Origin of the sequence: Hafnia sp. (assembly GCF_036648275.1) — a bacterium.
Classification (GTDB): Bacteria; Pseudomonadota; Gammaproteobacteria; order Enterobacterales; family Enterobacteriaceae; genus Hafnia; species Hafnia alvei.
In genome coordinates, this window is the sequence record NZ_JAVXIQ010000005.1 from 178,836 (window position 1) to 193,734 (window position 14,899).

Sequence of the window (14,899 nt, forward strand, 5' to 3'; positions counted from 1 at the left end):
GGTTATCTGTTTTTGCAGCTAACCATGACCGACAAAAGGTGTAGAAAATAATGAAAAAGCTGTTATTAGCGTGCTGTTTAATGACTGGTTTTGCATCGACCGCCGCGCTGGCGACGCCAAGCAGCGATTTGCAGAGTCGCCTGAATAAGGTCAACAGTTTCCATTCAAGCTTTACTCAAACCGTAACAACGGCCGACGGCGCTGCTGTACAGCAGGGCGAAGGTGAGCTTTGGGTAAAACGTCCTAACCTGTTCAACTGGCATATGACCTCACCCGATGAGAGCGTTTTAGTTTCCGATGGTAAAACGCTGTGGTTCTATAACCCGTTCGTTGAGCAGGTAACCGCGACTTGGCTAGACAGCGCCACCAGCAATACGCCATTTATGCTGATTACGCGTAACGATGCAAAAGAGTGGAACCAGTATAATGTGAAACAAACCGGTGATACGTTTGATCTGACACCGAAAAGCCAGAAAAACAATCTGAAGAAATTTACCATCAGCGTATCGCCAGCGGGCACCATCAATAGCTTTACCGCCGTTGAACAAGACGGACAAAGCAGTGCTTATAAGCTGAAAAGCCAGCAAAGCGGCGTGGTTGATGCCAGCAAATTCCAGTTCACACCGCCTAAGGGCGTGACGGTGGACGATCAACGCCAATAGCCAAAATAGATGAATGGGAAAAGCCAGTGAGTAATCTGTCCCTCGACTTCTCGCAGAATGAATTTCAACCACTGGCCGCGCGTATGCGGCCAGAAACATTGAAGCAGTATATCGGACAGCGTCATTTGCTGGCTGAGGGCAAGCCTCTGCCGCGTGCAATTGAAGCCGGACATCTGCATTCAATGATTTTGTGGGGACCGCCAGGGACAGGGAAGACCACGCTGGCTGAATTGATTGGTCGCTACGGTAATGCCGACGTGGAGCGCATTTCGGCGGTGACTTCTGGGATCAAAGAGATTCGCGAAGCGATTGAACGAGCGCGTAATAATCGTGATGCGGGTCGTCGAACCATCCTGTTCGTTGATGAAGTCCATCGTTTTAACAAAAGTCAGCAAGATGCTTTCCTTCCGCATATTGAAGACGGCACCATCACGTTCATTGGTGCTACCACGGAAAACCCTTCGTTTGAGCTTAATTCTGCGTTGCTTTCACGTGCCAGAGTTTACCTACTTAAGGCGTTAACCAGCGAAGATATCGTTGAAGTGCTTAATCAGGCGATGGCCGATAAAGATCGCGGATACGGTGGGCAAAATATTGTTTTGCCTGATGACACGCGCGATATGATCGCTGAGCTGGTGGGGGGCGATGCCCGCCGTGCGCTGAATACGTTAGAAATGATGGCCGATATGGCGGAAGTAGACGCCAGCGGTCATCGTGTTTTAACCGCAAGTCTGCTGAAGGAAGTGTCCGGCGAGCGCAGTGCGCGCTTTGATAATAAAGGCGATCGTTTTTACGACCTGATTTCAGCGTTGCATAAATCAGTGCGCGGTTCTTCTCCGGATGCCGCGCTGTACTGGTATGCGCGTATTATCACCGCCGGTGGCGATCCGCTTTACGTTGCCCGACGTTTGCTGGCGATTGCCTCCGAGGATGTGGGTAACGCCGATCCGCGCGGCATGCAGGTTGCAATTTCCGCATGGGATTGTTTTACCCGTGTAGGACCTGCAGAAGGCGAGCGTGCGATTGCACAAGCCATTGTTTACTTGGCCTGTGCGCCGAAAAGTAACGCCGTCTATACCGCGTTTAAAGCCGCGGTGCGTGATGCCAAAGAGCGCCCTGACTATGATGTTCCTGACCATCTGCGCAATGCGCCAACCAAACTCATGAAGGAAATGGGGTTGGGGGCAGAGTATCGTTATGCGCATGATGAAACTAATGCCTACGCTGCGGGTGAAGTGTACTTCCCGCCTGAAATGTCACAAACCCGATATTATGTGCCCACTAAGCGTGGTTTAGAGGGCAAAATTGGTGAAAAACTGGCATGGTTGGCTGAGCAGGATCAAAATAGCCCGACAAAACGCTACCGCTAATATTCCCATTGCGGTAAGGTTATCCCTGATAAAATACGCTTTACATTGAGCGCCTTGTGCTCAATGTATTGCTCATTAAAACTCCCTCAATATAATCACAGGATTAGCATGCTAGATCCCAATCTACTGCGTAATGAGCTAGACGCAGTCGCCGAAAAGCTGGCTCGTCGAGGCTTTAAACTGGATGTTGACACTTTGCGTCAGCAGGAAGAACGCCGCAAAGTGCTGCAAGTTGAAACTGAAAGCCTGCAAGCAGAGCGTAACTCGCGATCCAAATCCATCGGTGCGGCTAAAGCGCGTGGGGAAGATATTGAGCCACTGCGTCTTGAAGTCAACGAATTGGGCGAAAAGCTGGATGCGGCCAAGTCAGAGCTGGATCAGTTGCTAAATGACATCCGCGATTTGGCGTTGTCCATTCCTAACATGCCAGATGATTCTGTGCCGGTCGGTAGAGACGAAAACGACAATCTGGAAGTTAGCCGCTGGGGCGAGCCTCGTACGTATGATTTCGAAGTTCGCGATCACGTGACTCTGGGCGAAATGACTGGCGGGCTGGATTTTGCTGCCGCAGTTAAATTGACCGGTGCGCGTTTCGTCGTGATGAAAGGCCAAATGGCGCGTATGCACCGTGCATTGGCGCAGTTCATGCTTGATTTACATACTGAACAGCATGGCTACCTTGAGACCTATGTTCCTTATTTGGTTAACCATGACACGCTGTACGGTACAGGTCAGTTACCTAAATTCGGTGGCGATCTGTTCCACACGCGTCCACTGGAAGAAGAAGCGGATTCCAGCAGCTATGCGCTGATCCCAACGGCAGAAGTCCCAGTTACCAACTTGGTGCGTGGCGAAATTCTGGAAGAAGAATCTCTGCCGTTGAAAATGACCGCACATACGCCGTGTTTCCGCTCCGAAGCGGGCTCTTATGGTCGTGATACACGCGGTCTGATCCGTATGCACCAGTTTGATAAAGTTGAGTTGGTTCAGATCGTTCGCCCAGAGGATTCAATGGATGCTCTGGAAGAACTGACTGGTCACGCCGAGAAAGTGTTGCAGCTACTGAATCTGCCATACCGTAAAGTGCTGCTGTGCACCGGTGATATGGGCTTTGGCTCAAGCAAAACCTATGATTTGGAAGTTTGGGTTCCTGCGCAGAACACTTACCGCGAAATCTCTTCATGTTCAAACATGTGGGACTTCCAAGCTCGTCGTATGCAGGCTCGCTGCCGTAACAAGACCGACAAAAAACCGCGTTTGGTGCATACACTGAACGGTTCTGGTTTAGCTGTGGGTCGTACTCTGGTTGCCGTATTAGAAAACTATCAGCAAGCTGATGGCCGAATTCAGGTACCAGAAGTTCTGCGTCCGTATATGAATGGTTTAGAATATATTGGTTAATTCCTAATATGTTTAATAAAAGCGCCTACGGGCGCTTTTTTCGTTTATAAACTCAAATATAAATTCAGATCCTATTTTTAATATTGTTGCGGCTGTATTAATTCAGTTTAAAAGCATTTAAGTTGACTGATAGCTATTCTCAATCGTAAGTTTTTGATTTTGATAAGTTGCTAATTCCATCACATAAACCGCTAGCGGCCTGCTTGCGCGTGCCTTTATTGACATCAAACAATATGGATTACTCCCAAAGAAGTATTATCCATTTGAGAAAGTGGACGCTGATATTTAATGACCTTCCATTCCATATCATTTCATTCTAATTAATTGCGAGTTGACTATTTTCCTTAGTGTTTTGAGCACACGCAGGATGATCAATTACGTAATAGGCCACTTTCTTTTTTGCTGACTAAAAAAACGCTGACTTTTGTTAGCGCCTTTTACGGTCACATTTTTGATTTTGAAAGCAAACTGAGTGGGTATTGTATGAAAAATACGAAAGAGACAGGCTTATTGTCTGCGCAGGTAAGCCGCCGCAAACTGGTAAAATCCAGTGCCATTGGCGGTTTAGTTGCGGCAAGCGGTGGATTATCTTTGCCATTTGCCCGCAAGGCAGTAGCCCAATCAAACACAGCATCTGCTAACACCAATGAAAAAGTTATCTGGAGCGCATGCACCGTAAACTGCGGCAGCCGTTGCCCATTACGCATGCACGTTGTGGATGGCGAAATTAAGTATGTTGAAACCGACAATACCGGTGATGATAACTACGAAGGTCTGCATCAGGTACGTGCCTGCCTGCGTGGGCGATCAATGCGTCGTCGTGTTTATAACGCCGACCGCCTGAAATATCCGATGAAGCGTGTTGGTGCACGTGGTGAAGGTAAGTTCAAGCGTATTAGCTGGGAAGAAGCCTTCGATACCATTGCGGCAAGTATGCAGCACATCATCAAAGATTATGGCAATGAAGCCATCTACCTCAACTACGGCACAGGGACGCTGGGCGGCACCATGACTCGCTCATGGCCACCAGGCTCAACGTTGATAGCGCGTCTGATGAACTGCTGCGGTGGCTACCTGAATCATTATGGCGACTACAGCACGGCGCAAATAGCCGAAGGGTTAAATTACACCTACGGTGGTTGGGCAGATGGTAACAGCCCGTCGGATATTGAAAACAGCAAGCTGGTCGTGCTGTTTGGTAATAATCCTGGCGAAACGCGAATGAGCGGCGGCGGGGTGACTTACTATCTGGAACAGGCTCGCCAGAAATCTGATGCGCGTATGATCATCATCGATCCGCGCTATAACGATACGGGCGCTGGTCGTGAAGATGAGTGGGTTCCTATTCGTCCCGGCACCGATGCGGCGTTGGCCTCGGCGCTAGCCTATGTGATGATCAACGAAGATTTAGTTGATCAGCCATTCCTCGATAAATATTGCGTCGGCTATGATGAAAAAACCATGCCTGCCGGTGCGCCAGCGAACGGTCACTATAAAGCCTACATCCTAGGCGAAGGTGCCGATGGCATTGCTAAAACGCCTGAATGGGCTTCAAAGATCACCGGCATTCCAGCCGATAAAATTATTAAGCTCGGCCGTGAAATCGGTGCAGCAAAACCTGCGTATATTTCACAAGGCTGGGGGCCACAGCGCCACTCAAACGGTGAATTAGCCTCACGCGCTATTTCTATGTTGGCAATCCTAACGGGTAACGTCGGAATCAACGGCGGAAATAGCGGCGCGCGCGAAGGCTCTTACGATCTTGATTTCGTGCGTATGCCAACGCTTGAAAACCCAGTTCAGACGAGTATTTCGATGTTCTTATGGACCGATGCCATCGTGCGCGGCCCTGAGATGACGGCGACACGCGATGGCGTGCGCGGTAAAGATAAGCTGGATGTGCCGATTAAAATGATCTGGAACTACGCAGGTAACTGCTTGGTTAACCAGCACTCTGAAATCAACCGTACGCATGAAATTCTGCAAGACGATAAGCAGTGTGAAATGATTGTGGTGATCGATAACCACATGACCGCATCGGCGAAGTATGCCGATATTTTACTGCCAGACTGCACGGCATCAGAGCAGATGGACTTCTGTTTGGATGCGTCTGCGGGCAACATGTCATACGTCATTTTTGCCGATCAGGTGATTAAGCCTCGTTTTGAATGCAAAAATATTTACGAGATGACCAGTGAATTGGCGAAACGCATGGGCGTGGAGGCGCAGTTCACCGAAGGACGCAATCAGGAAGAGTGGCTGCGTCATCTGTACAAACAGTCTCAGCAAGCCATGCCAGGTCTGCCGTCGTTTGAAGAGTTCCGTCAGCAGGGGATCTATAAGCAGCGCGATCCTGAAGGGCACCATGTGGCCTACAAAGCGTTCCGTGAAGATCCGGCTGCTAATCCGTTAACCACACCATCAGGCAAAATCGAGATTTACTCTGCGCAATTGGCTGAAAAGGCTGCGACATGGGAATTAGCCAAGGATGATGTTATCGATCCTCTGCCAATCTACAGCGCTGGTTTTGAAAGCTATGAAGATCCGCTAGTTGAGAAATTCCCTCTGCAGTTAACGGGGTTCCACTACAAAGCACGTGCGCATTCTACCTATGGCAACGTTGATCTGTTGAAGGCTGCGTGTCGCCAAGAAATGTGGATTAACCCAATGGATGCGAAAAAACGCGGCATCACCAACGGCGATATCGTGCGTATTTTCAACGATCGCGGCGAAGTTCGTATTAACGCTAAGGTGACACCTCGCATGATGCCGGGCGTTGTCGCACTGGGTGAAGGGGCATGGTATAGCCCTGATGCAAACCGTGTCGATCATGCAGGCTCAATTAACGTGCTGACCACTCAGCGCCCATCGCCGTTGGCGAAAGGGAATCCGTCGCATTCGAATCTTGTTCAAGTCACCAAGGCATAAGGAGTAGCTGATGACAACGCAATACGGCTTTTATATCGACTCTAGTCGTTGCACCGGCTGCAAAACCTGCGAGCTGGCCTGCAAAGATTTTAAAAATTTGACGCCTGATGTGAGTTTCCGCCGCATTTATGAATATGCAGGGGGTGATTGGCAAGAGGACAACGGTGTTTACCACCAAAACGTGTTTGCTTATTACCTGTCGATTTCGTGTAACCACTGTAGCGATCCGGCTTGTACCAAAGTGTGTCCAAGCGGTGCGATGCACAAGCGCGAGAAAGATGGCTTTGTCGTCGTCAACGAAGAAGTGTGCATCGGTTGTCGCTATTGCCACATGGCCTGTCCGTATGGCGCTCCTCAATACAATGAGGAGAAAGGGCATATGACCAAGTGTGATGGCTGCTATGAACGAGTCGAAGCAGGTAAAAAACCGATCTGCGTTGAGTCTTGCCCGCTGCGTGCATTGGATTTAGCACCTATCGAGGAACTGCGTGCTAAATACGGTGATTTAGCTGAAATTGCGCCGCTTCCTGCTGCGCACTTTACGAAGCCGAATATCGTATTAAAACCTAACGCCAACAGCCGCCCGGTCGGAGATACCACCGGTTATCTGGCAAATCCGAAGGAGGTCTGAGATGGGTATGGGATGGCATGAATGGCCGTTAATGATTTTTACGGTCTTAGGGCAGTGTGTTGTCGGTGGTTTCATCGTACTGGCGCTGGCATTAATATCTGGGCGTTTGGATAACGATCGCACACGACGCGTTCATCTGAGTATGTTTTTTCTCTGGGTGCTGATGGGGATAGCGTTTATCGCCTCGGTGATGCATTTGGGCTCGCCAATGAGGGCGTTTAATTCGCTTAACCGCATCGGCGAATCCGCTCTGAGTAACGAAATTGCTAGCGGTTCGGTGTTCTTTGCCGTTGGCGGTATCTACTGGCTTTTGGCGGTATTAAACAAAATGCCTGCTGCGCTGGGTAAGCTTTGGCTTGCTGTGACCATGGTGTTAGGCCTGTTCTTTGTTTACGCCATGTGCCGTGTGTACCAGATTGATACCGTACCTACGTGGCATAACGGCTACACCACGCTGGGCTTCGTACTGACGGTGTTTATCGGCGGGCCATTGCTGGGCTTCTTGCTGCTGAGAGCTGCCGGTGTGTGCGGCTGTGCAATGCGTATTTTGCCCGTTGTTAGCGTATTGGCGGTGCTTATCAGCGTTGCCTCTGTAGCGATGCAGGGCTTCGGTTTGGCTGAAATTCATAGCTCAGTCCAACAGGCTTCTGCGCTTATTCCATCGTTTGGTGCGTTGCTAGCATGGCGTTTGGCGCTGCTGGTGCTTGGATTGGGTTGCTGGATTTGTCCAATGATCAAAGGCAGAGCGCCATCCGTTGCATGGCTGGTGATTGGTTTCTTACTGGTTGTCGCCGGTGAGCTGATTGGCCGCGGTATGTTCTATGGTTTACATATGACAGTAGGCATGGCAATCGCAGGATAAGTGCGGTTATCGCTGAGTGGGGCTCAGAATCGAGCCCCACTATCTGTCAGTTCACATCTGCTATGTTATTAGCATTGTTATTAGTGTTGTTATTAGCACTGCTATTTGCATCGCGACAAAATTGATTTGGTATTCTCATGCTACAACCACAACAGCTTCAAGATATTGCCATTTCGGCCCGCTCATTAGGCGCCCTTTTTTATTATTCCCCAGAAAGTGAAGCTTGTACGCCGCTGGTGGAAATCTTCACTTCATCTGAATGGTGCAGTGAATGGCCGTATGGTTCGGAACCGCAGTTAGCGCAGTGTATGACTCAGTTGGCGGCTGCTACGAATGAATCTCTGGAAGATGCGTACCAGCGTTTGTTTATCGGGCCACATGCGCTACCTGCTCCCCCTTGGGGCTCGGTGTATCTGGACAAAGAGAGCGTTCTCTTTGGTGATTCAACGCTGGCGCTGCGTCAGTGGATGCGTCAGCATCATATTGAAGGGCAAAGTGGGCAAAAAGAGCCGGAAGATCAGTTTGGTTTGATGCTGATGATGGCCGCATGGCTTGCTGAGACACAGCCTCAGGTGCTTGGCGAGTTTTTGTCTGTTCACCTTTTGCCATGGAGCTCACGCTATTTGGCGCTCATGATACAGGATGCTCAACACCCGTTTTATCAGGGGCTAGCAGAGCTTGCGATGTTAACGCTATCTAGTTGGCAGCAACAGTTAGCGATTATGCCTGTTGCGTGTGAGCTTTATCGCTAATGAGTGAGCAAAAGGATCAAGACTACTACCGCGCTTGGATGTCTCATCGTACCGTTAGCCGACGCGGACTTTTCCGTGGTTTGCTAGGGGCAGGTAAGCAGGCTCAGTTACAGGTGGCACAAGAAACGGTGCAACGAGCCGTGGGCCGGCCGCCGCAGGCGGTAGCGGAAAGTCTTTTTCTGGCATTATGTACAGCATGTGGGGACTGCGTGGGTGCATGTCCCTACGGTTTAATTGAAATTAAAGAGGGTGCGGCGACGGTACAGATTGATTTTTCATCTTGCGATACGGCTAAGTGCAACTACTGTACTGCGGCATGCAAAACGGGGGCGCTGTCTTCGTTAATTCCTTCGGATACGGCATTAAGGCCAGCTGTCGGCAAAGGTTGCATTGGGCGGGGAAATGACGATTGTCGTTTATGTGTTCGTGCGTGTCCTTCACAGGCGATTCAGTTTGATGAATACGATCAGCCAAGCTTTACAGAAGCCCGCTGTGACGGATGTGGGCAGTGTAAAACGGCCTGTTATCATGGGCATATTTTGCTGGTGGCAGGAAGTCCAAAATTAGCCAGTTTGTCAGAAAAATAAGTTTATCCCCCTACGTATTAACAAATCGTGCTATATCTAATCTATGGGCGATTGACTTTTAATTCACCAGTGGCATGATGCCGCCACTTCTCAATGCGGTTCGGTTTTAAATTCACATGTTTTCATATTCTCGCCCAGTGCTTTTATTGCTCTGCGGGCTCCTGCTGCTGACCGTTGCTATGGCGGTTTTAAATACTTTAGTTCCATTGTGGCTGAGCCATGAGCAGCTACCGACTTGGCAAGTCGGTTTGGTGAGTTCCTCGTATTTTATGGGGAATCTGGTGGGGACGCTGGTTGCTGGTTCAGTAATCATGCATTCAGGATTTAACCGAAGCTATCATTATGCTTGTGCCATTTTTGCGATTTCGACCGCTGCACTGAGCTTTTCAACCGATATCTGGAGCTGGTTGGCCCTGCGTTTCTTCGCGGGCGTTGGCTGTGCCATGGTGTGGGTGATTGTTGAAAGCGCATTACTGCGTAGTGGAACGAACGCGAATCGTAGCCAGCTGCTGGCTGCTTATATGACGGTTTATTATTTGGGAACCGTGCTGGGACAACTGATGCTGGGCGTTGTGCCGACCGCCGTATTGCAGGTGTTGCCATGGGCAACGTCGCTGATGGTATTAGCTATGCTGCCGCTGCTGTTTGCTCGCTTTACGCGGCCAGAAGCGCATACCTCAGTACCGATGTGGGCGATGTTGCGTCGTCGTAGCGCGCGCTTAGGTATCCATGGCTGTATTATATCTGGTGCGGTGCTTGGGTCTTTATATGGCCTACTACCTTTGTATCTGGCCCATAAAGGCATGAGCGATGCGAATGTCGGACTTTGGATGGCATTGTTGGTCAGCGCTGGCATCATGGGGCAGTGGCCGGTTGGACGCTTAGCCGACCGCTTTGGGCGTTTGGCGGTGCTGCGTGTGCAGGTGAGTTTGGTCATTATCGGCAGTATAGCGATGCTGGGCAACTACGGTATTGTGCCGGCCTTATTCACGCTGGGATGTGCGGGTTTCACGTTGTATCCAGTGGCTATGTCGTGGGCATGCGAAACAGCAGCAGCACATGAATTAGTCGCGATGAATCAGGCATTACTGATGAGCTATACCATCGGGAGCCTTGCCGGCCCGGCGACGGTTGCCGCTTTGATGCAGCAATACTCTGATAATGTGCTGTTTGTGATGATTGCGGGAATTGCGCTGGTGTATCTGCTGATGCTGATGAAGAAGACCGATCATCATCATGCATTGCCTGCTGCATGATTTTTGAGTCGTCATAAAAAGCCATAAAAAAACGCCCGAGTGGGCGTTTTTTGTATCTGTATTGTAAGCCTGCAATTAGTGCATGCGGCTTCCAGCTTGGATGCGAGAGCCCAGCATATTCTGGCTGGTTGCTTGCATTAGATGCTCACGGCAGTTATTCATCTCTAACCAGCCTTCAATCTGCTGATGCAGAGTGTTCATCTCGGTTTGCGTTCCCGCAGAGAGCACGATAATCAGGCTAACTTCGCTGCCATTTTGCAGCACAACCGGTTTATCGCACTTCAGCACTGATGCTTCTCCACGTTTACTGATTACCCCGTTTTCAGGTTGGGCAAACACCAGTAATACACCTTCGCTAACCACGAAATCCTGTTTATCCTGTTTAAGCGCATCGATGATATGCAGCGGGTAGCTTGCATTCACCTTGCTTTCGCTAATTAGCGGTTGGCAGGCTAAATGGATCGCGTGGCGCCAGCTCAGTGGCTGGTGGCAGTACTGCCAGCGTTGGTCGAGAATTGCATCAATTGACATAAAACCTCCGGTAACATTGCACCTGTAAATGGGGCGCCTGAAAAATTAAATAAAGGCTATCCATAGTGTTTATTTGATTCATCCACCTCTGGTGTTTGCAGCAATGTGCAGGCACAAGTCAGTATGAAAAAAAGTATTCACAACTCCGCAATAGACTGAAATTAAAAGCCTATCATTTAACACCTATCGTTTGCGGGTGTATGGGCAGTGTATCGGGGCAAATCAGGGAAGTCACTGCTTAGAAGAAAGTCTAATAATCCACCCCATCTCATCACATTACTTAAATTCTGTTAGGAATTTTAGGAAAATAATTTAGCTGGGTACTTGTGGAGTAGTATAAAACTCTGAATGTTAAATATTCATAAAAAATGACTACTGAGGCGATTTATGCCTATTTCTTTGTGTTTGTATTCAGTCAGGAATGTTTCAAATAATAATAAATATCAATATGAAGGGCGGTAAGGAGTATTGCAGCAGGGAACCAAAAGAAATTATCACGGGCGGAATAATTAATTGGGCTGGTATTTTTACCAGCCCAAAAGACATAAATCATTAATACATGACTTTATGCCCATAACTTTCGAGAATATTTTTTACGCGTTCCATGGTTTCGTGAGTCGGTGGTTTAACGCCACCTAATTTGTATTCCTCACCCATGGCTTCCCATTTATGCTTGCCTAATTCGTGATAAGGCAACAGCTCAATCTTCTCGACATTTTTCATGTCTTTCGTGAAGTCGCCTAGCAGGTGGGCAGAAGCATCATCATCTGACCAACCAGGGACAACGACATAACGGATCCAGGTTTTCTGGTTACGCTTTGCCAAATAGCGGGCAAATTCCAGCGTACGATGATTTGAAACACCCACCAGATTCTGGTGAATATCATCGTTCATCTGTTTGAGATCCAGCATGACGAGATCGGTAACGTCGAGCAGTTCGTCAATTACTGGGTCATAGCGACGTACAAACCCGTTGGTGTCTAAACAGGTATGAATGCCTTCTTCTTTGCACGCACGGAACCAGTCACGAACAAACTCAGCCTGAAGGACAGCTTCACCGCCGGATGCGGTTACGCCGCCGCCTGAAGCATTCATGAAGTGACGATAGGTCACGACGTCTTTCATCAAATCTTCAACGGTAATCTCAGTACCGCCGTGCGTATCCCAAGTATCCCGGTTATGGCAATACAGGCAGCGCATGAGGCAGCCTTGGAAGAAGGTAATAAAGCGGATACCTGGGCCGTCTACGGTACCGCAGGATTCGAAAGAGTGGATGCGACCTTTAAGTGACATTGCGGGGTTTTCTCCAAAATTGACTGATCAATAGCAGTCTAAAAAGGCAATGATATAGACAGCGGGCATCAATACCTTGCTGATAACTGTTTTGCCTGATGTCCATCGGCATGTATGTTTTGAGTATAGGGGGCGCTATAGCAACCCGGCAAAACAGTTAAAGGGTGTCGTTTTATCACTGAATTATTTTCGTAGAGCTGTTCGCTCACCGAAACGACCCAGTCATTATCTCACACTTAATAAAAAGGCCCCACCTAAGTGGAGCCTTTATTTTATGCCATTTTAAGCTGGCAGGTAATTACATGGACTGAGTGAAAGTACGAGTAATTACGTCCTGCTGCTGTTCTTTGGTCAAAGAGTTGAAGCGTACAGCGTAGCCAGATACACGGATGGTCAGCTGAGGATATTTCTCAGGGTTTTCCATCGCGTCTAACAGCATTTCGCGGTTCATAACGTTAACGTTCAGGTGTTGACCACCTTCGATGCTAGCTTCGTGGTGGAAGTAACCATCCATCAGACCAGCCAAGTTAGCTTTACGAACTTCGTCGTCTTTACCCAGAGCGTTAGGAACGATAGAGAAGGTATAAGAAATACCATCTTTAGCGTAAGCAAACGGCAGTTTAGCAACGGAGGTCAGAGAGGCTACAGCACCTTTCTGGTCACGGCCGTGCATTGGGTTAGCACCTGGACCGAATGGAGCGCCAGCGCGACGACCATCTGGGGTGTTACCTGTTTTCTTACCATAAACCACGTTAGAGGTGATGGTCAGAACAGACTGAGTAGGAACCGCGTTGCGGTAAGTAGTCAGTTTCTGAATTTTCTTCATGAAACGTTCTACCAGATCACAAGCGATGTCATCGACGCGTGGGTCGTTGTTACCAAACTGCGGGTATTCACCTTCAACGTCGAAGTCGACAGCCAAGCCATCTTCGTCACGAATAGTGGTTACTTTTGCATATTTGATTGCAGACAGGGAGTCAGCAGCAACAGACAGACCTGCGATACCACATGCCATAGTACGATATACGTCACGGTCATGCAGAGCCATCAGAGCAGCTTCGTAGCTGTACTTGTCATGCATGTAATGGATGATGTTCAGCGCGGTGACATACTGTTTAGCCAACCAGTCCATGAAGTGGTCCATACGTTCCATGACTTTGTCATAGTCCAGTACGGTATCCATCATTGGAGCTTCTTTCGGGCCAACCTGCATTTTCAGTTTTTCATCAACGCCGCCGTTGATTGCGTACAGCATGGTTTTCGCCAGGTTTGCACGCGCACCGAAGAACTGCATTTGTTTACCAACAACCATCGGGCTTACGCAGCAAGCGATAGCGTAATCGTCGTTGTTGAAGTCCGGACGCATCAGGTCATCGTTCTCATACTGCAGAGAAGAGGTGTCGATGGACACTTTAGCGGCGAATTTCTTGAAGTTCAGAGGCAGTTTTTCAGACCACAGAACGGTGATGTTCGGCTCCGGAGAAGGACCCATAGTGTACAGGGTGTTCAGGAAGCGGAAGCTGTTTTTGGTAACCAGAGTACGGCCGTCAACGCCCATACCACCGATAGATTCAGTTGCCCAAATCGGGTCACCGGAGAACAGTTCATCATATTCAGGTGTACGCAGGAAACGAACCATACGCAGTTTCATGACCAGGTGGTCAATCATTTCCTGAGCGTCTTGTTCGGTGATTTTGCCTGCTTTGATATCACGTTCGATGTAGGCATCCAGGAAGGTGGATACGCGACCGAAGGACATTGCTGCACCGTTCTGAGATTTAACCGCGGCCAGGTAGCCGAAGTAAGTCCACTGGATAGCTTCCTGAGCGTTGGTAGCCGGACCAGAGATATCGCAACCATATTTAGCAGCCATTTCTTTGATCTGACCCAGTGCGCGGTGCTGTTCAGCAATTTCTTCACGCAGACGGATAGTCGCTTCCAGGTTTACGCCATTTTCCAGATCGGACTGCAGAGAGACGAACTGAGCGTACTTGTCTTTCATCAGGTAGTCGATACCGTACAGCGCAACGCGACGGTAGTCACCGATGATACGGCCACGGCCATACGCATCTGGCAGACCAGTCAGAACACCAGATTTACGGCAGTTCAGGATGTCTTTGGTGTAAACGTCAAACACGCCCTGGTTGTGAGTTTTACGGTATTCGGTGAAGATTTTCTTGATCATTGGATCAAGTTCACGACCGTAAACTTTACATGAACCTTCAACCATCTTGATGCCGCCGAACGGAATCAGAGCACGTTTCAGAGGCGCATCAGTTTGCAGACCAACGATTTGTTCCAGGTCTTTGCTGATGTAGCCAGCATCATGAGAGGTGATGGTTGCAGCTACGTTGGTATCGAAATCAACCGGCGCATGGGTACGGTTTTCAATTTTGATACCGTCCATGACTTTATCCCACAGGTTGGTCGTCGCTTGAGTAGCGCCAGCCAGGAAGGATTCGTCACCTTCATACGGGGTGTAGTTTTTCTGGATGAAATCACGAACGTTGACTTCATTCTGCCAGTCGCCTTTAGTAAAACCTTCCCATGCGGCTGCTTGTTTTTCATTAAGCTCGGACATTTAACACCTACCTTCTAGTGTGGATTTCTTTGTAAACCCGGCGCT

At 49.0% G+C, this 14,899-nt stretch carries 12 protein-coding genes; 9 read left to right on the forward strand and 3 right to left on the reverse strand.

The genetic code is table 11. The features are described from left to right. Window positions 1-50: 50 nt before the first annotated feature. The 9 genes from lolA (at window position 51) to RSC70_RS07210 (ending at window position 10,449) form a co-directional block, all read left to right on the forward strand. A complete protein-coding gene (lolA, locus tag RSC70_RS07170) occupies window positions 51-662 on the forward strand; it encodes an outer membrane lipoprotein chaperone LolA (RefSeq protein WP_040045893.1) in 612 nt (203 codons plus the stop codon). A gap of 26 nt (window positions 663-688) precedes the next feature. Then, window positions 689-2,032 (forward strand): replication-associated recombination protein A, encoded by a 1,344-nt coding sequence (locus RSC70_RS07175; protein ID WP_040045894.1) that lies wholly within the window; start codon window positions 689-691, stop codon window positions 2,030-2,032. A 108-nt stretch (window positions 2,033-2,140) separates the two neighbouring features. Then, window positions 2,141-3,433 (forward strand): serine--tRNA ligase, encoded by a 1,293-nt coding sequence (serS, locus tag RSC70_RS07180; RefSeq protein ID WP_025800951.1) that lies wholly within the window; start codon window positions 2,141-2,143, stop codon window positions 3,431-3,433. Window positions 3,434-3,916: 483 nt separating this feature from the next. Further along, window positions 3,917-6,361 (forward strand): dimethylsulfoxide reductase subunit A, encoded by a 2,445-nt coding sequence (dmsA, locus tag RSC70_RS07185; protein WP_332542108.1) that lies wholly within the window; start codon window positions 3,917-3,919, stop codon window positions 6,359-6,361. Between the two features lie 10 nt (window positions 6,362-6,371). After that, entirely contained in the window at window positions 6,372-6,992 is a 621-nt protein-coding gene (locus tag RSC70_RS07190; protein ID WP_025800953.1) for a DMSO/selenate family reductase complex B subunit, read from the forward strand. 1 nt (window position 6,993) lies between these two features. Beyond that, window positions 6,994-7,854, forward strand: a complete 861-nt coding sequence (locus RSC70_RS07195) for a dimethyl sulfoxide reductase anchor subunit family protein (protein WP_063587453.1) — start codon at window positions 6,994-6,996, stop codon at window positions 7,852-7,854. A 137-nt stretch (window positions 7,855-7,991) separates the two neighbouring features. Further along, on the forward strand, window positions 7,992-8,606 hold the full coding sequence (dmsD, locus tag RSC70_RS07200) for a Tat proofreading chaperone DmsD (protein WP_130997779.1): 615 nt from the start codon (window positions 7,992-7,994) through the stop codon (window positions 8,604-8,606). Next, window positions 8,606-9,193, forward strand: a complete 588-nt coding sequence (locus RSC70_RS07205) for a 4Fe-4S dicluster domain-containing protein (RefSeq protein ID WP_282806749.1) — start codon at window positions 8,606-8,608, stop codon at window positions 9,191-9,193. The genes dmsD and RSC70_RS07205 overlap by 1 nt, the downstream gene beginning before the upstream one ends. A gap of 116 nt (window positions 9,194-9,309) precedes the next feature. Next, window positions 9,310-10,449: an MFS transporter gene (locus tag RSC70_RS07210; protein WP_040045898.1), complete on the forward strand. Its 1,140-nt coding sequence runs from the start codon at window positions 9,310-9,312 to the stop codon at window positions 10,447-10,449. Window positions 10,450-10,524: 75 nt separating this feature from the next. Here RSC70_RS07210 and RSC70_RS07215 read toward each other — a convergent pair whose 3' ends face one another. The 3 genes from RSC70_RS07215 to pflB form a co-directional block, all read right to left on the reverse strand. Then, window positions 10,525-10,980 carry a PTS sugar transporter subunit IIA gene (locus RSC70_RS07215; RefSeq protein WP_025800958.1) on the reverse strand — a complete coding sequence of 152 codons (456 nt, stop codon included), beginning with the start codon at window positions 10,978-10,980 and terminating at the stop codon, window positions 10,525-10,527. A 552-nt stretch (window positions 10,981-11,532) separates the two neighbouring features. Further along, the gene (pflA, locus tag RSC70_RS07220) at window positions 11,533-12,273 is read right to left on the reverse strand and encodes a pyruvate formate lyase 1-activating protein (protein WP_025800959.1); all 741 of its coding nucleotides are present in this window, start codon (window positions 12,271-12,273) and stop codon (window positions 11,533-11,535) included. Between the two features lie 298 nt (window positions 12,274-12,571). Next, a complete protein-coding gene (gene pflB / locus RSC70_RS07225; protein WP_332542109.1) occupies window positions 12,572-14,854 on the reverse strand; it encodes a formate C-acetyltransferase in 2,283 nt (760 codons plus the stop codon). Window positions 14,855-14,899 lie beyond the last annotated feature (45 nt).

Coding starts and splice junctions, on each gene's coding strand:
- lolA (WP_040045893.1), top strand. CDS start 51: ATGAAAAAGCTGTTATTAGCGTGCTGTTTAATGACTGGTTTTGCATCG.
- serS (WP_025800951.1), top strand. CDS start 2,141: ATGCTAGATCCCAATCTACTGCGTAATGAGCTAGACGCAGTCGCCGAA.
- dmsA (WP_332542108.1), top strand. CDS start 3,917: ATGAAAAATACGAAAGAGACAGGCTTATTGTCTGCGCAGGTAAGCCGC.
- RSC70_RS07190 (WP_025800953.1), top strand. CDS start 6,372: ATGACAACGCAATACGGCTTTTATATCGACTCTAGTCGTTGCACCGGC.
- RSC70_RS07195 (WP_063587453.1), top strand. CDS start 6,994: ATGGGTATGGGATGGCATGAATGGCCGTTAATGATTTTTACGGTCTTA.
- dmsD (WP_130997779.1), top strand. CDS start 7,992: ATGCTACAACCACAACAGCTTCAAGATATTGCCATTTCGGCCCGCTCA.
- RSC70_RS07205 (WP_282806749.1), top strand. CDS start 8,606: ATGAGTGAGCAAAAGGATCAAGACTACTACCGCGCTTGGATGTCTCAT.
- RSC70_RS07210 (WP_040045898.1), top strand. CDS start 9,310: ATGTTTTCATATTCTCGCCCAGTGCTTTTATTGCTCTGCGGGCTCCTG.
- RSC70_RS07215 (WP_025800958.1), bottom strand. CDS start 10,980: ATGTCAATTGATGCAATTCTCGACCAACGCTGGCAGTACTGCCACCAG.
- pflA (WP_025800959.1), bottom strand. CDS start 12,273: ATGTCACTTAAAGGTCGCATCCACTCTTTCGAATCCTGCGGTACCGTA.
- pflB (WP_332542109.1), bottom strand. CDS start 14,854: ATGTCCGAGCTTAATGAAAAACAAGCAGCCGCATGGGAAGGTTTTACT.